We start from the raw sequence: 14,623 nt of genomic DNA, 5'->3' as shown, positions 1-14,623 counted from the left end.
CCGATCAAGGGAGGCCACCATGTTCCATCCAGCGCAAAGAAGGCGAAACAAGCTTGCTCCGCATGCCGGCCATGCTTCTTGCCGCGGCGGAGAGGGCAAGCCCGATCCGCGCCCGGCGGACGATTGCTGCGGCCATAAACTGGAGGCGGCGATGCCGGCCCAACGGCCCGCCGCCGCGCATGACCACGATCACGGTCACGACGCTGCGGGCAAGGCCTGCTCAGGCCACGACCACGGCGCGGAAGCGCCGCGCGCGGTGTCCTTGGGCGAGGGCGGCCGGCAGCAGGCGCGCTTGCACATCCAGGCGATGGACTGCCCGACCGAGGCCAAGCTGATTGAAAAAGCCCTGGGCGGTATGACGGGGGTGGCCGCGCTGGAGTTCAACTTCATCGAACGCGTGCTGCTGGTGCGTCACGATCTGCCCAATCTGGACGGAGTCAAACAGGCCATCGCCAAGGTGGGCATGAAGGCGGTGGAGCTGACGGACGCCTCGGCGCCGGTGGAGCAGCCCAAGTCCTCGCGCCGCGGCAATTGGCTGCTGGCCTTGTCCGGTTTGGCGGCGGCGGGTTCGGAAGGCGTGGCCTGGCTCAGCGGCGCGGATCAGGGCTGGGGCAGCGCGGCGCTGGCCCTGGCCTCCATCCTGCTGGGCGGTATTCCCACCTTGAAAAAGGGCTGGATCGCCTTGTCCACGCGCACGCTCAACATCCATTTCCTGATGTCGGTGGCGGTGATAGGCGCGATGCTGATCGGCCAATGGCCGGAGGCGGCGATGGTGCTGTTCCTGTTCGCCATCGCCGAGCGCCTGGAGGCGATGTCGCTGGCGCGCGCCGGCGAGGCGGTGAAGGCCTTGATGTCGCTGGCGCCGGAAACCGCCTGGTTGCAAAGCGGCGGGGAATGGGTGGAGCGTCCGGCCGCCGAAGTGGCGCCGGGCAGCCGAGTGCGGGTGCGTCCGGGCGAGCGTGTGCCGCTGGACGGCCGCATCGACCAGGGCCATAGCGCGTTCAACGAGGCGCCGATCACCGGCGAGAGCCTGCCGGTGGACAAATCGCCGGGCGACGCGGTGTTCGCCGGCAGCATCAACGGCAGCGGCGTGGTGGAAGTGCTGACCACGGCGGCGGCCAACGGCAGCGTGCTGGCGCGCATCATCGATACCGTGCGCAACGCCCAGGCCAGTAAGGCGCCGACGCAGCGCTTCATCGACCGCTTCGCCGAGATCTACACCCCGGTCGTGCTGGTCGCCGCGCTGTTGTTCGCCGTGGCCACGCCCTTGCTGGGCTGGCTGAGCTGGGGCGAGGCGGTTTACAACGCGCTGGTGATGCTGGTGATCGCCTGCCCGTGCGCGCTGGTGATCGCCACGCCGGTGACCGTGGTCAGCGCGCTGGCCTCCGCCGCCAAGCACGGTTTGCTGATCAAGGGCGGCGCGCCGCTGGAAACGGCGGCCAGGATAGACGCGGTGTGTTTCGACAAGACCGGCACCCTGACCGAGGGCGAACCGCAGGTGACCGAGGTGGTGGCGCTGGCCGACGCGGATCAGGATCAGCTGCTGCGCTGGGCTGCCGCCCTGGACGCGCATTCCACCCACCCGCTGGCCAAGGCGGTGCTGGCGGCGGCTAGCGCCCGCGGCCTGTCCTGGCCGGAGGCGGAGCAAGTCAGCGAACAGGCAGGGCGCGGCGTCAGCGGCCTGGCGGACGGCAGGAAGCTGGCCTTGGGCAGCAGCCGGCTGGCGCGGGAGCAGGGCGCTTTGAACGAGGCCTTGCAAGCCGAGCTGTCGCGGCTGGAGCTGGCCGGCCAGGGCGCGCTGGTGTTGCTGGAGGGCGAGCGCGCGCTGGGCGTGATCGCGGTGGCCGACCGGATTCGTCCGGAAGCGCCGGCGGCTTTGCGGCAATTGGCCAAGCTGGGCGTGGCGACCGTGATGTTGAGCGGCGACAACCAGCAGGTGGCGCAGGCGGTGGCGGCGCAGACCGGCATCGTCGAGGCGCACGGCGGTTTGCTGCCGGAAGACAAGCTGGAACGCATTGTCCGCTTGCAGGCCTCCGGCAAGACGGTGGCGATGGTGGGCGACGGCGTCAACGACGCGCCGGCGCTGGCCCGCGCCGATCTGGGCATCGCCATGGGCGCGGCAGGCTCCGACAGCGCGCTGGAAACCGCCGGCGTGGCGCTGATGGACGACAAGCTGGCCAAGCTGGCCGATATGCTCAGCCACGCGCGGCGCACCTCGCGGGTGTTGAAGGTGAATATCGCGGTGGCGCTGCTCACCAAGCTGGTGTTCTTCGTGTTGGCGATGCTGGGCATGGCCAGCTTGTGGATGGCGGTGTTCGCCGACGTGGGCACCAGTCTGGTGGTGATCGCCAACGGCCTGAGGCTGGCGCGCGGCGTGCGCAAGGCGGAGTGATAGAAACGACGCCTGGTTCTCAGGGCCTGTTCAACGCCGTATCGCCGAAGCGCAGCGGGTTTTGAACAGGTTCTCAGGCGTAGGTATCGATGTTGGACCCCAGCCCCGGGCCTTGCCGCTCGGGGCTGTTGACGTGTTGGCGCGCCTGCAGCGGACTCATCCCTTGCTTGCCGGCCTGTTGCTGCATCAGCTCGATGCGGGCCTGCTGTTCCATCTGCGCGGCCGCCGCGGCCACCGCGCGATCCTGGCCGGAGGGGTCGGCCGGCGCCAGCGCGGCCCTTTGCACGGTTTGGGCGTTGGAGATGGTTTCCTGCGGCGTGCTGCCCCGAGCCAGGCGGATGCCCACCTCGCCGCCTATCGCGTATTGCTTGCCGTCCGGGCCTTGCTGATAAGTGTAGGTGGCGCCGCCGCCGGCCAGCGCGCCGCCGCTGGTCAGATGGGCTTGCTCATGCTGGCGCACTTCGCTGTCTCTCGCCTTGAGCGCTTCCACTTGTTTTTGCTGCGGCTCGTCCAGGGGCTTGCCGTCGGCGCCTAGCGTGGCATTGGGCCGGGCTGGCTCTTTTTGATCGGCGGCGCTAGGATCGGCCGCGTTGTTTCCGGGCGCAGAGGCAAGCGCCGCCGGCGCCGCGGCGCTGGCCAGGTTTTGCTGGCAGGCCGGGCACTGGCAGTTGGCGCCATGGCTGGCTTGCAAGGCGTAGCCGCCATAGCCGCCGTAGCTGGATATCCCGGAAATGCTCATAAATTCATCGTCTTAGCTTGATATTTCCAGTTTAGCCGCTATGCGGGGTTTTTGTCCAAAAGCTGTTGCGGCGGCGACAGGGGCGGAAATTCCGCTAAAAACTGTTTAAAACAAGCTTAAGGGCGCAGAATACGCGGTTTCGAATCTTTGCGGGACCACGCCGGCCGGCGCCGGGCGAGGTCCGCTTTTGGGAGTATGGCATGGGGCAACAGGTGGATCAGGCGAGCCAGCGCGAACTGGTGATGTCGGTGTTGATGACGCCGGACATGGCCAATTTTTCCGGCAATGTCCACGGCGGAGTGCTGTTGAAGCTGCTGGACCAGGTGGCTTACGCCTGCGCCAGCCGTTACGCCGGCTGTTACGTGGTGACCTTGTCGGTGGATCAGGTGCTGTTCAAGCAGGCCATCCACGTGGGCGAACTGGTGACTTTTCTCGCCTGCGTCAATCATGTGGGCCGCACCTCGATGGAGGTGGGCATCAAGGTGGTGGCCGAGGATATTCAGAAGCGCACGGTGCGCCACACCAATAGCTGCTATTTCACCATGGTGGCGTTCGAAAACGGCAAGGCGGTGCCGGTACCGCCGCTGACGCTGGAAACGACGGAGCAGCAACACCGTTTCCGCGACGCCGAAATCCGCAAGAAGATGAGGATGGAAACCGAACAGCGCATGCGCCAGGCCTCCAAGCAGGACGGCGCCGATGCCTGAGGCGGCGTTCACTCTATTGCATAGCGATCCCCGCTTTTATCTGGTGGACAAGGCGCCCGGCGTCAGCTTCCACCGCGAGGGCGAGGAGGCCGGCCTGATGGAGGCCTTGCGCGCCGGCTTGAGCGACGAGGCGCTGTGGCCGGTGCACCGGCTGGACCGCATCACCTCCGGCCTGATCCTGGTGGCGCGCTCGGCCGAGACGGCGGCGCGGCTGGGCGAAGCCTTCGCCGGGCGAGAGATAGAGAAATATTATCTGGCCTTGTCGGACCGCAAGCCGGGCAAGAAACAGGGCAAGGTTGCCGGCGATATGGCCAAGGGCCGAGGCGGCGCCTGGCGCTTGCTGAACAGCCAGCAGAACCCGGCGGTGACGCAGTTCTTCAGCTATTCGCTGCAGCCGGGTCTGCGCTTGTTCCTGCTGCGGCCACGCAGCGGCAAGACCCATCAGCTGAGGGTGGCCTTGAAGTCGCAGTCCGCGCCGATACTGGGGGATCTGCTATACGGCGGAACGCCGGCGGATCGCGGCTATCTGCACGCCTATGCGCTGCGCTTCGAACTGGAGGGCGAAAGTTTCCGCTTTGTCTGCCCGCCGAGCCGAGGCGAGGCCTTCTTGTCCGAGACCTGCCTCGCGGCGTTGCGGGACTTGGGCCAACCCTGGGATTTGGGGTGGCCGGCGGCGTAAGCGGCTAGGCTGGGCCGGGGTCCGGCTTTCAGGCCGCCATCGGCGCGGGAGCGGGCGCGGCCTGGTCGAAGCGAGCCAATTCCACGCCGTATTGTCCGCAGAGTTCGACGAAGGCCTGGCTGGAGAGGAAGCGGAATTCCTTGTCCCGCGTCGCGGCGATCGGGTCTTCCTTGTCTTGAGCCGGGTGACCGGGGTGGCACATGATCAGCCCGCGGTCCGGCGTGCGGGCCAGCCATTGCTGCATCAGGCCGGCGAAGTCGGCTTGCGGCGTCAGCGAGTACATGCCGCCGAACCAGGGCGTGGTGTTGAAGCCCAGTTCGCGAGCGCCGTCGTCGAAACCGGTGCTGACGCTGCGCAGCACCAGGGCCTTGAGCCGGTTGTCGCCGGGGTGGCCCAGGCGGTCCGGAGAGCGCAAATAGGGCAGCGTCTGGCCCTGCCAGCGCTGGGCAACGGCTTCGAACAAGGCGTCGCGGACCACCGGCAGCGCATGCACATGCTGGTGGCCGTCGATGAAATCCGGCAGCCGGCCGAAATGCTGGCAGAACAGATCGATTTGCATGATGGCGGCATCACGCAGCGTCGGGCGCGACAGCTGGCGCAATTGACTCTTCATCAGCCAATGCGATAAGGGACGCGCCTGCTCGCCAAAGGGGTGAGTCAAATTGAAATGCAGGCCGATGTCGGCTTTGCCGTCGAAGGTTTTTAGCTCGGCAGCGCGGCTGGCCCAGCTGGGCGCCTGGCTCATCACGCTGGTGGCGGACAGGCGGCCGGCGGCCAGCAGTTCCAGAATGCCGGCGCTGATGGCGTCGGACTGGGCGAAGTCGTCGGCGCAGAGTGTCAGTCGTTTTGTCATGGGAGTGTGACCGCGACAAGCGGGTAAAGTTTTATATCCCTTTGTGCTGAAAATTAAGGGCTTCTGTGTAGTTTCTGTGTCGACGGCGGCTCACGGAAGGCCCATAGCTTGCTGAGCGCGAAGGTCAGCGCCGCGACGACGACGAGCACCAGCAACAGGGCGGCGCGATAATTCAGCGGGGTGAAGCGCAGCAAGAGCGCGTACATCGCCTCGTTGACGAGAAAGCTCAGGCAGGCGACGCCGAAGAAGCGCGGCAAGGCCTGGCGGTGGGGGATGTGGGCGGCTTGGAAGGTTTGCAGCCGGTGGCCCCAGTAGCTGACCTGGAAAGCGATCAGAAAGCCCAGCACATTGGCTTGCAGCGGCGCCATGCCCAGCGGCACCAGCAGCCAGGCCACCACGCCGAAATGCACCAGCATGGCGGATACGCCGACCACGCCGAACCAGAACAGCTCCCGGCTCATTCCCCTGCGTCTCCGGCGTCCGGCCGCCCGCGGCCGCTGATGCGGCTGACCAGATAGGTGGGGCGCTGTTTGACCTCGTCGAAAATACGGCCCACGTATTCGCCCAGTATGCCGATGGACAGCAGTTGCACGCCGCCGAGGAAGCTGATCGCCACCGCCAGCGTGGGCCAGCCGCTGACCGGGTTGCCGAACAGCAGGGTGTGGGTCAGCTCCCAGGCGGCGTAGCCGATGGAGCACAGCGAAATCAGGCAGCCGACCACGGTCCAGATGCGCAGCGGCATATTGGAGAAGGCGGTGAGGCCGGTGATGCCCAGGTCCAGCAGCCGGCGGTAGTTGAAGCTGCTCTGGCCGGCGCGGCGCTCGCGGGTCTGGGTCGGCATCGGGCGCTGGGTGAAGCCCACCCAGTGGTACAAGCCCTTCATGAAGCGGTTGCGCTCCGGCATCTGGCGCAGCGCTTCCACCACGCAGCGGTCCAGCACGCGGAAGTCCTGGGTGTCGGCCGGCATCTTGTGGCGGCTGCCGCTATTGGCCAGCTGGTAGAAGGCTCGGGTGAACAGGCGCTTGGCCAGCGGCTCGTCCTCGCGGCTGCTGCGCACGCTGTAGACCATGTCGTAGCCTTGGCGCCATTCCTGCAGGAACACCGGCACCATTTCCGGCGGATGCTGGAAATCGCTGTCTATCAGCACGGCCACGTCGCCCTGGACGTGGTCGACGCCGGCGGTGAGCGCGATCTCCTTGCCGAAGTTGCGGGACAGCTGGATCAGCGTCACCGGCAGACCGGCGGCGTGGGTCAGCACCTGTTCCACGGTGTCGTCGCGGCTGCCGTCGTCCACCACCACCAGTTCGTGTCGGTAGCCGGCGTCGGCGAGCAACTGATGCAGGGTTTGCAGCATCGGCACGATGTTGGCGGATTCGTTGTAGGCCGGCACCACGCAGCTGACCAGCGGATCGGCCGGGCGCTCCTTGGCGCGTTGGGCCAATAGATAGGGCGGCACAAAAGCCTCAGTCATGCTGGGCGTCCTCGTGGTGAGCTTGCCGCGCGCCCGGGGCGTCGCCGAGCAGCAGCATGGTGTCGTTCATGACCTGGAAGCGGCCCAGCGGCGCGAAGCGGGCGCGGATGTCGGCCGGCAGCCGCGCCAGCTCGTTTTCGTCGGCCACGATGAAGCTGCCGGGTTTGCCCGCCAGCCAGGCGCGCAGTTGCTGCGGGTCCTGCGTGGTGCGCGCGCGGCCGTGGGAGTAGAACTCGGCGGAGAATTCGCGGCGGCCGGCCCAATAGACCAAGGCGCTGTCCGCGCTCGGGTTTTGCGCGCGCCAAGCGGCGATCACCTGTTTCTGGGTGCGCAGGTAGCGGTTGCCGTCGTAGTGGTTGAAGGCCAGCAGCGCCAACAGCACCACGCCGCCGATCGCGGCGATCCAGGGCAGCGCGCTGCGCTTCGCGTCGTCGGCGCGCGCGCGACGCCAGAGCTCGGCGAACAGCAGCGCGCAGCCCGGCAGCATGGGCAGGGAGTAGGGGAAGATGATGTTGCCGGACATCGTGAAGAACAGCAGCGTCATCAGCGTCCACAGCGAGAGATAAAGCAGCCAGCCGTCGTCGTCGCGGCAGAGCCGCGGCAGCTTGGCCCCGTGGCGGACCAGCCAGGCCAGCATGGCGACGGACCAGGGAAAGATGGCGCCCAGCGCGTACAGCCAGATCATGCCGCGCGGCGTGGCGTGGGCGAAACCGTATTTGTCGCCTTTCCAGCCGGAATCCAGGAAGCGGCTGACGTGTTCGCCCATGATGAAGTAATCGAGGAAGCCCGGGGTGCGTTGTTCCGCCAGCGCGTACCAGGGCGCGGCGACGGCGAACATCAGCAAGACGCCGCCGATCCACGGCAGCTTGCGCCACAGCGCCAGCCATTGATTGCGCAGCAAGACCCAGAAGAAGATGGGCATGCCCACCAGCACCACGGCCAGCGGGCCCTTGGCCAACAGGCCGAGTCCCAGGCCGACAAAGAAGACATAGCCCCAGCGGCGGCTGTCGCGCGCCAGAGCGTGCCAGAAAGCGACCTGGCTCAGGGTCACGCAGAAGAGCAGCGCCGGATCGGTCATCACCGTGCCGGCGGCGCCGAGGAAGAGCAGGCCGCTGGCCAGGATCAGCGCGGCGGCCATGGCGGCGTCTCCGCCGCTGCGGCGGCGCATCAGGTGGGCGCTGAGGCCCAGGGTGGCGACGGCCAGTAGCAGCGAGGGCAGGCGCGCGGCGATTTCATTGACGCCGAACAGGCCCATGCCGGCGGCGGACAGCCAGCTGGACAGCGGCGGTTTGGCCCAGAACGGAATGCCGTAATCGTGCCACAGGGTCACCCAGTTGCCGGTTTCCAGCATCTTGCGGGCGATTTCGCCGTAGCGCGCCTCGGTGGTGTCGGTGAGCGGAATCGCCCACATGCCGGCGAGGCGGAGCAGCAATAGCAGCAGCAGGACGGCGACGGCGCCTTGCTGCCAGGAGAGACTTGATCTTTTCATTCGGGGTGGAGGGCCGTCGGCGCGCGCGGGCGCGGCGGCGAATAAGGGCCGGAATCTGGAAGCCCCGTATGATAAAGCCTTTTCTCCGGTCTGTGTTGGCCGGGGACGGCGCAAAAAAAGCCGGCGTCCGCCGGCTGCTTGCGGGGCCGGGCTGGGAGCCCGGCCGGCGACGCTTGGCCTTATTGCAGGCCGTGCATCATTTTTTTCAGTTTGTAGGACAGCGCGAACAGCACCAGCGAGCTGACGCCGGCCATGGCCACGAACAGCATGAAGAAGTCGTGCAGATTGCTGATGGCGTAGCCGAGGAAGTGCGGCACCGGCTTGCTCGGGTCCGGGTACAGTTCAGACAGGGTGCCGGCGAACTTGTTGGCGGCGGCGTTGGACAGGAACCAGATGCCCATCATCAGACCGGTGAAGCGGGCCGGGGACAGTTTCACCACCAGGGACAGGCCAATCGGGGACAGGCACAGTTCGCCGAAGGTGTGCAGCACGTACAGGCTGACCAGCCACAGCATGCTGACCTTGACGCCCGGTTCCAGGCCTTCCACGCCGAAGGCGATCACCAGATAGCCCAGCGCCAGGAAGAACAGGCCCAGCGCCATTTTCACCGGGGAGTTCGGCTCGCGGTTGTTGTGGCCCAGCTTGGTCCAGATGAGGGCGAAGATGGGCGCGAAGATCACCACCGAAATCGGGTTGATGGACTGGAAGTAGGAGGCCGGCACGGTGAAGCCGAGCAGGTTGCGGTTGGTCTGCTCTTCGGCGAAGAAGGTCAGCGAGGCGCCGGCTTGCTCAAAGGCGGACCAGAAGAAGATCACGAAGGCGGACACGATCAGGATCACCGCCAGGCGCTCTTTCTCTATGCGGGTCAGCGGGGCGTGAACCACTTTTTCGCCGCTGTCGTGGTGGCGCTTGGGCGCCATGCCGATGGGCTTGCCTTCCGGGGTCACCAGGTATTTGTTCTTGAACAGCGAGAACACGACCAGGCTCAGCAGCATGCCGAAGCCGGCGGCCATGAAGCCCCATTTGAAGTCGGCCGGGTGGCCGGTGTCGCCCAGGGTGCCGCAGACCAGCGGCGCGATCAGCGAGCCGGCGTTGATGCCCATGTAGAAGATGGTGAAGGCGGAGTCGACGCGCTTGTCGCCCTCAGGGTAGAGCTGGCCCACCATCGAGGAAATGTTCGGCTTGAACAGGCCGTTGCCGGCAATCAGCATGCCCAGGCCGCCGTACAGCAGCCAGGAGGCGCTTTGCACATTGCTGTCGTGCAGCGATCCGGAGAAGAACAGCATGAACTGGCCAATGGCCATCAGCACGCCGCCCACCAGGATGGAACGGCGGTTACCCCAGTAGCGGTCGGCGATATAGCCGCCGATCAGCGGAGTCAGGTAGACCAGGCCGGTATAAGTGCCGTAGATGTCGGCGGCGTGAGCCTTGTCGAACATCAGAGCCTTGATCATGAACAGCACGAAAATGGCGCGCATGCCGTAATAGCTGAAGCGCTCCCACATTTCGGTCACAAAAAGCAGATAGAGCCCTTTGGGATGCGAAGTGGTCGACATAGATTATTTCCTTGTGTGACTTGAGTGACACCACTTGAACGAGCAAGATCGAGTGAGGTGTTGTTGTAGTTTTTACTTGCCTTGGATTTTGTAGGCAATTTTTGATAATAACTAGGAAATGTTTGGATGTGAAAATTTTTTAATATTTGTTGCCATACAATCAGTGTTTATAGAGTAAATGCGTCACTAACTGTCTTTATTTGTCATATTTATTTGTAAGCAAAATGACATGGGTGCTGTGAGGCTTCATATTCGGGCTATTGTCGAAAATCCCGGCGGGAGAAGGGCTTAAGCGTGTTTGCGGCGCTGCCGGCCTTGGAGGGGAGGCTGAGGGCCGGGCTCGCCGGCGCTGAGGCAAAACAGCAACACTTGATCGGGCGCCGGCGGCGGCGGACAAAGAAAAAGCCCTGCGGGAAGCAGGGCCGGGAGGCGGAGCGCTTCGGCGTTTAATTGCCGCCGACGGTGTCCAGCCTCAGCTGCGGGTGTTCGTCGGCGCCGGCGCGCAGCACCTCGGTCTGGCGGCTGCTGTTGTAGCGCAGTTCGCCGTCAACGAAGATCTGGCCTTCCACCACGTAGCGACCGTCGGGTTTGATCGCCTGCTTGTCGTAGCACAGGGAGAAGTCCGCCGGGATGCTGCGCGGCTTTTCCAGGATTTGCTCGGCCAGCAGCTGCGGCGGCGCGTCCTGGCGGCTTTGATCCAGCAGGCGAACCTTGACCAGCACGTCCTTGGCCTGGGACAGCGTCGCGCTCTGCTGCGGCGCGATATTGCCGGTCAGGTAGGCGGGCACGAAGCCGCCGGCGTGGGCGGCGCTCATGGCCAGGCCCAGAGTCAGCGCGCACAGGGCGCGGAACCATCGCGTCATCATCAGTCCGCCGGCTCCAGGTTGGGGTGGCCCAGCGAGACGGTCTGGCCTTCAGCCGGCTTCCACTCGCCCTGCAGCCGCCATTGCTTGGCCTGGTCTTCCAGCAGGATGTACCAGTGGTTGGCCTTGACCGGAACTGTCGGCAGCGTGGCCTGGTAGAGATTGGGGCCGGCTTGGCGCATATCCACTTGTTGGTCGAAGTCGTCCTGAGCCGGATGCACCATGCGCATGGTGATGGTGGCGGGCAGCGCCACCTTGCTGGTGGTGATCAGCCGCAGCGTGCGCTGATCCGAGCCCACCATCAGCTGCGCGCTCAGGCCCATATTGAAGGCTTGCTTGTCGCGGCGCAGCTCCATATTGATGGCCTTGCCCTTTTTGTAATAGTCGTCGGTGACCAGGCCGTCGTCGGTGCGGATCGCGGTGGCGAGGAACATCACGCCGACGATGACGGAAATCAGCGGCAGGCCGAACAGAATCCAGGGCCAGGGCTCGCGGTACCAGGGGCGCGGAGCAGGGTGGGTGTGCTGCATGTATTACTCTCCGATGAAGCTGGACTTCTCTTCCACTTGCAGGGAAGGGTTGTTGATGGACTCGATCAGGAAGCGGATCTCGTGGCTGCCCTTGGTCGCGTACTGCGGATCGGCCTGGACGTGGACGGTGACGTCGGTGTTGCCGGTGGCCGCGACGGCGATGTCCTTGCGGTCGGCCTGCACTTTCAGGCCGGGCAAGCCCGATGCTGTGATCCTGAAATGCTGATTCTGTTCCGTAGTATTGATAATTTTAATGATATAGGTGTTTTCCAGCCAGCCGGCATCGGTTTCGCGCACCAGCGAGGCGCGGTCGCGCAGCACGTCCACCTTGAAGGGCTTGCGCATCAGCATGGAGCCGATGGAGGTGGCGATGACGACGCTGAGCACCAGCGTATACAGTATCACGCGCGGGCGCTTGAGCCGGGAGGCGATGGCCTTTTCCGGGTATTTGCCTTCCAGCGCGTTTTCCGTGGTGTAACGGATCAGGCCGCGCGGATAGGCCATTTTATCCATCACCTCGTCGCAGGCGTCGATGCAGGCCGCGCAGCCTATGCACTCGTATTGCAGGCCGTTGCGGATGTCTATGCCCACCGGGCAGACTTGAACGCAGATGCTGCAGTTGATGCAGGCGCCCAGACCCTGTTCCTTCGGGTCGCTGCCTTTCTTGCGCGCGCCGCGCGGTTCGCCGCGCTTTTCGTCATAGGAAATGATCAGAGTGTCGGCGTCGAACATCACGCTCTGGAAGCGCGCGTACGGGCACATGTATTTGCAGACCTGCTCGCGCATGAAGTTGGCCAGCAGATAGGTGAAGCCGGCGTAGAAGAACATCCAGAACGCTTCCCAGGGCCCGTAGTCGAAGCGCGGCGCGGCGGCCACCAGATCGCGGATCGGCGTGAAGTAGCCCACCAGGGTGAAGCCGGTCCACAGCGAGAACAGGATCATCAAGGCGTGCTTGGTGAATTTGAGGCGGAATTTGCGCAAGCTCATCGGCGACTTGTCCAGCTTGATGCGCTTGTTGCGGTCGCCTTCCACCCATTGCTCTATCCACAGCATGATTTCGGTGTAGACCGTCTGCGGACAGGAATAACCGCACCACAGCCGGCCGGCGATGGTGGTCCAGGTGAACAGGGCGAAGGCGCAGCACATCAGCAGCGCGGCCAGATAGACGAAGTCCTGCGGCCAGATGGTGAGGCCGAACAGGTGGAATTTGCGTTCGATCAGGTCGAAATGCAGCGCCTGGCGTCCGTTCCAGCTCAGCCAGGGCAGGCCGAGGAAGACCAGCTGGGTGCCTATGACGAAGAGCACGCGCAGATTGTTGAACAGGCCTTTGACGGCGCGCGGATAGATCTTGGTATGCGACTCGTACAGAGAAACGGTCTCGGTGGCGTCGGGCTGCTGGCCGGCCTGGCGCGGCGGTTCGACCTTGATCGGAATTTCCTTGAGCGAATCGGACATGGGCGTTTCCTTCTCTGCGGATTTGGCCAAAGCCATGCGCGGCATGGACTTGGCGAAATGCGCGGCTGCGTCGGAGCGGAGATGTTATATGAAATCATATAACATCCTCGCGAAAGAATACTGCCCGCGTGAGCGGGCAGTAGGTCGGTACCGGTTTATTGCGGCGCTTTGGGGTTGTTGGACAAGCCCCAGACGTAAGCGGTCAACAGATGCACCTTGCCTTCACCCAGGAAGTCTTTCCAGGCCGGCATCTGGTTGTTGCGGCCGTTGGTGATGGTTTCGATGATGGTTTTCTCGCTGCCGCCGTACAGCCAGTTGTTGTCGGTCAGATTGGGCGCGCCCAGCTGCGGGTTGCCCTTGCCGTCCGCGCCGTGGCAGGCGATACAGACCGTGGCGAAGGTTTCCTTGCCGCGCACCGCACGCTCCGCGTCATGCTTGCGCTTGGACAGGGAGAGCACGTAGTTGGCCACGTCCTTGACCTTTTCCTCGCCGAACGCCGCGCCCCAGGCCGGCATCTGGCCGTGACGGCCTTCGGAGATGGTGGTGTGGATGGTCTTGATGTCGCCGCCCCACAGCCACTTGTTGTCGGTCAGGTTGGGGAAGCCCTTGGCGCCGCGGGCGTCGGAACCGTGGCACTGCACGCAGTAGGTCTGGAACAGGCGCTTGCCCATTTCCTGAGCCTTGGGATCCGCGGCCACGGCCTTGACGTCCTGCTTCAGGAACTGGTCGTACAGCGGCTGATACTTGGCCTCCGCCTGCGCGCGTTCCTTCTTGTACTGGTCTACCGAGGTCCAGCCGAACACGCCTTTCCAGGTGCCGAGGCCGGGATACAGGATCAGATAGACCACGGCGAAGGCCAGGGTCACATAGAACATCAGCATCCACCAGCGCGGCAGCGGGTGGTTGTACTCGGAGAGGTCGCCGTCCCACACGTGGCCGGTGATCTCCACCTGTTCGCCCTTTTGCACCTTGATCTTGGATTGCGAAAACACCAGATAGGTCAGCCAGACGAGGCCGCCCAGCACGATCGCGGTGATCCAGATGTTCCAGAATTCGCTCACGAAATCACTCATTTTCTTGCTCCGTTGGAAGCTTGGTCTTGTTCCGCTTCCTGCACCTTGTCGTCGTCGAGGAAGGGCAGGTTGGCCGCGTCCTCATACCGGTTCTTGGAGCGCTTGCTGTAGGCGATGCCCAGCACCACGATGAAGAATGCAAAGCACACTACCGTGAACAGCGAGCGTCCGATGGTTACCCAGTCCATGGCTTAGCGAACGTTCTTCAAGGCAAGGCCCAGGCCTTGCAGGTAAGCGACCAGCACGTCCATTTCCGACTTGCCCTCCACCTGGGCCTTGGCCTCGGCGATGTCCTTGTCGGTATAGGGAACGCCCACCAGGCGCAGCGCCTTCATCTTGGTCGGCACAATGTCGGCGTCGGCCAGATTCTTGGCCAGCCACGGGAAGGCCGGCATATTGGACTCGGGAACCACGTCGCGCGGGTTGATCAGGTGCACGCGGTGCCATTCGTCGGAGTAACGGGCGCCCACGCGGGCCAGGTCCGGACCGGTGCGCTTGGAGCCCCACAGGAAGGGGTGGTCGTACACCGATTCGCCGGCCACGGAGTAGTGGCCGTAGCGCTCGGTTTCAGCGCGGAACGGACGGATCATCTGCGTGTGGCAGGTATGGCAGCCTTCGCGGATGTAGATGTCGCGGCCGGCCAGCTGCACGGCGGTGTAGGGCTTGACGCCGGCCACCGGCTGAGTGGTCGATTTCTGGAAGGCCAGCGGCAGAATTTCCACCAGACCGGCCACGCTGACGACCAGCAGGGTGAACACGATCAGATAGCCGACGTGTTCTTCGATCAGTTTTTGTATCTTATCCATGATGTTTCCT

Annotated in this window: 15 protein-coding genes; 3 read left to right on the top strand and 12 right to left on the bottom strand. The window is 64.5% G+C overall.

Annotation, left to right across the window (positions count from 1 at the left end):
• Nucleotides 1–19: 19 nt before the first annotated feature.
• Nucleotides 20–2,392, top strand: a complete 2,373-nt coding sequence (locus HQN78_RS13770) for a heavy metal translocating P-type ATPase (RefSeq protein ID WP_235084343.1) — start codon at nt 20–22, stop codon at nt 2,390–2,392.
• A gap of 73 nt (nt 2,393–2,465) precedes the next feature.
• Here HQN78_RS13770 and HQN78_RS13765 read toward each other — a convergent pair whose 3' ends face one another.
• Nucleotides 2,466–3,131: a putative metalloprotease CJM1_0395 family protein gene (locus tag HQN78_RS13765; RefSeq protein ID WP_235084341.1), complete on the bottom strand. Its 666-nt coding sequence runs from the start codon at nt 3,129–3,131 to the stop codon at nt 2,466–2,468.
• Between the two features lie 200 nt (nt 3,132–3,331).
• On the opposite strand from HQN78_RS13765, the gene HQN78_RS13760 reads away from it, so the two are divergent.
• Nucleotides 3,332–3,838 (top strand): acyl-CoA thioesterase, encoded by a 507-nt coding sequence (locus HQN78_RS13760; RefSeq protein WP_199225795.1) that lies wholly within the window; start codon nt 3,332–3,334, stop codon nt 3,836–3,838.
• The gene (locus HQN78_RS13755) at nt 3,831–4,517 is read left to right on the top strand and encodes a TIGR01621 family pseudouridine synthase (protein WP_235084340.1); all 687 of its coding nucleotides are present in this window, start codon (nt 3,831–3,833) and stop codon (nt 4,515–4,517) included. Before HQN78_RS13760 ends, HQN78_RS13755 begins: the two co-directional genes overlap by 8 nt.
• 28 nt (nt 4,518–4,545) lie before the next feature.
• Here HQN78_RS13755 and HQN78_RS13750 read toward each other — a convergent pair whose 3' ends face one another.
• From HQN78_RS13750 to ccoO, 11 genes are all read right to left on the bottom strand, one after another.
• Nucleotides 4,546–5,370 (bottom strand): ChbG/HpnK family deacetylase, encoded by an 825-nt coding sequence (locus HQN78_RS13750; protein WP_227106991.1) that lies wholly within the window; start codon nt 5,368–5,370, stop codon nt 4,546–4,548.
• A 53-nt stretch (nt 5,371–5,423) separates the two neighbouring features.
• Nucleotides 5,424–5,831 carry a GtrA family protein gene (locus tag HQN78_RS13745; RefSeq protein ID WP_107798184.1) on the bottom strand — a complete coding sequence of 136 codons (408 nt, stop codon included), beginning with the start codon at nt 5,829–5,831 and terminating at the stop codon, nt 5,424–5,426.
• Entirely contained in the window at nt 5,828–6,841 is a 1,014-nt protein-coding gene (locus tag HQN78_RS13740; RefSeq protein ID WP_107798185.1) for a glycosyltransferase family 2 protein, read from the bottom strand. The genes HQN78_RS13745 and HQN78_RS13740 overlap by 4 nt, the downstream gene beginning before the upstream one ends.
• Complete coding sequence (locus tag HQN78_RS13735; protein WP_107798186.1) at nt 6,834–8,330, bottom strand: glycosyltransferase family 39 protein; 1,497 nt, start codon at nt 8,328–8,330, stop codon at nt 6,834–6,836. Before HQN78_RS13735 ends, HQN78_RS13740 begins: the two co-directional genes overlap by 8 nt.
• Nucleotides 8,331–8,509: 179 nt before the next feature.
• Nucleotides 8,510–9,886 (bottom strand): peptide MFS transporter, encoded by a 1,377-nt coding sequence (locus HQN78_RS13730; RefSeq protein WP_107798187.1) that lies wholly within the window; start codon nt 9,884–9,886, stop codon nt 8,510–8,512.
• Nucleotides 9,887–10,332: 446 nt separating this feature from the next.
• On the bottom strand, nt 10,333–10,752 hold the full coding sequence (locus HQN78_RS13725; RefSeq protein ID WP_227106993.1) for a YbaY family lipoprotein: 420 nt from the start codon (nt 10,750–10,752) through the stop codon (nt 10,333–10,335).
• Nucleotides 10,752–11,279, bottom strand: coding sequence for a FixH family protein (locus tag HQN78_RS13720; RefSeq protein ID WP_107798188.1), 528 nt, complete (start codon nt 11,277–11,279; stop codon nt 10,752–10,754). Before HQN78_RS13720 ends, HQN78_RS13725 begins: the two co-directional genes overlap by 1 nt.
• Nucleotides 11,280–11,282: 3 nt before the next feature.
• Complete coding sequence (gene ccoG / locus HQN78_RS13715; protein ID WP_107798189.1) at nt 11,283–12,734, bottom strand: cytochrome c oxidase accessory protein CcoG; 1,452 nt, start codon at nt 12,732–12,734, stop codon at nt 11,283–11,285.
• A gap of 155 nt (nt 12,735–12,889) precedes the next feature.
• A complete protein-coding gene (gene ccoP, locus HQN78_RS13710) occupies nt 12,890–13,807 on the bottom strand; it encodes a cytochrome-c oxidase, cbb3-type subunit III (RefSeq protein ID WP_019102683.1) in 918 nt (305 codons plus the stop codon).
• Nucleotides 13,804–13,995: a cbb3-type cytochrome c oxidase subunit 3 gene (locus tag HQN78_RS13705; RefSeq protein ID WP_048410958.1), complete on the bottom strand. Its 192-nt coding sequence runs from the start codon at nt 13,993–13,995 to the stop codon at nt 13,804–13,806. Before HQN78_RS13705 ends, ccoP begins: the two co-directional genes overlap by 4 nt.
• Nucleotides 13,996–13,998: 3 nt before the next feature.
• Nucleotides 13,999–14,613 (bottom strand): cytochrome-c oxidase, cbb3-type subunit II, encoded by a 615-nt coding sequence (ccoO, locus tag HQN78_RS13700; protein WP_019102681.1) that lies wholly within the window; start codon nt 14,611–14,613, stop codon nt 13,999–14,001.
• Between the last annotated feature and the right edge of the window lie 10 nt (nt 14,614–14,623).

Origin of the sequence: Chromobacterium sp. Beijing (assembly GCF_021496765.1) — a bacterium.
In the GTDB taxonomy this organism is placed as follows: domain Bacteria; phylum Pseudomonadota; class Gammaproteobacteria; order Burkholderiales; family Chromobacteriaceae; genus Chromobacterium.
Note: the sequence above shows the minus strand (reverse complement) of the source record. Positions and strands in the feature narration are given on the sequence as shown.

Coding starts and splice junctions, on each gene's coding strand:
- HQN78_RS13770 (WP_235084343.1), top strand. CDS start 20: ATGTTCCATCCAGCGCAAAGAAGGCGAAACAAGCTTGCTCCGCATGCC.
- HQN78_RS13765 (WP_235084341.1), bottom strand. CDS start 3,131: ATGAGCATTTCCGGGATATCCAGCTACGGCGGCTATGGCGGCTACGCC.
- HQN78_RS13760 (WP_199225795.1), top strand. CDS start 3,332: ATGGGGCAACAGGTGGATCAGGCGAGCCAGCGCGAACTGGTGATGTCG.
- HQN78_RS13755 (WP_235084340.1), top strand. CDS start 3,831: ATGCCTGAGGCGGCGTTCACTCTATTGCATAGCGATCCCCGCTTTTAT.
- HQN78_RS13750 (WP_227106991.1), bottom strand. CDS start 5,370: ATGACAAAACGACTGACACTCTGCGCCGACGACTTCGCCCAGTCCGAC.
- HQN78_RS13745 (WP_107798184.1), bottom strand. CDS start 5,831: ATGAGCCGGGAGCTGTTCTGGTTCGGCGTGGTCGGCGTATCCGCCATG.
- HQN78_RS13740 (WP_107798185.1), bottom strand. CDS start 6,841: ATGACTGAGGCTTTTGTGCCGCCCTATCTATTGGCCCAACGCGCCAAG.
- HQN78_RS13735 (WP_107798186.1), bottom strand. CDS start 8,330: ATGAAAAGATCAAGTCTCTCCTGGCAGCAAGGCGCCGTCGCCGTCCTG.
- HQN78_RS13730 (WP_107798187.1), bottom strand. CDS start 9,886: ATGTCGACCACTTCGCATCCCAAAGGGCTCTATCTGCTTTTTGTGACC.
- HQN78_RS13725 (WP_227106993.1), bottom strand. CDS start 10,752: ATGATGACGCGATGGTTCCGCGCCCTGTGCGCGCTGACTCTGGGCCTG.
- HQN78_RS13720 (WP_107798188.1), bottom strand. CDS start 11,279: ATGCAGCACACCCACCCTGCTCCGCGCCCCTGGTACCGCGAGCCCTGG.
- ccoG (WP_107798189.1), bottom strand. CDS start 12,734: ATGTCCGATTCGCTCAAGGAAATTCCGATCAAGGTCGAACCGCCGCGC.
- ccoP (WP_019102683.1), bottom strand. CDS start 13,807: ATGAGTGATTTCGTGAGCGAATTCTGGAACATCTGGATCACCGCGATC.
- HQN78_RS13705 (WP_048410958.1), bottom strand. CDS start 13,995: ATGGACTGGGTAACCATCGGACGCTCGCTGTTCACGGTAGTGTGCTTT.
- ccoO (WP_019102681.1), bottom strand. CDS start 14,613: ATGGATAAGATACAAAAACTGATCGAAGAACACGTCGGCTATCTGATC.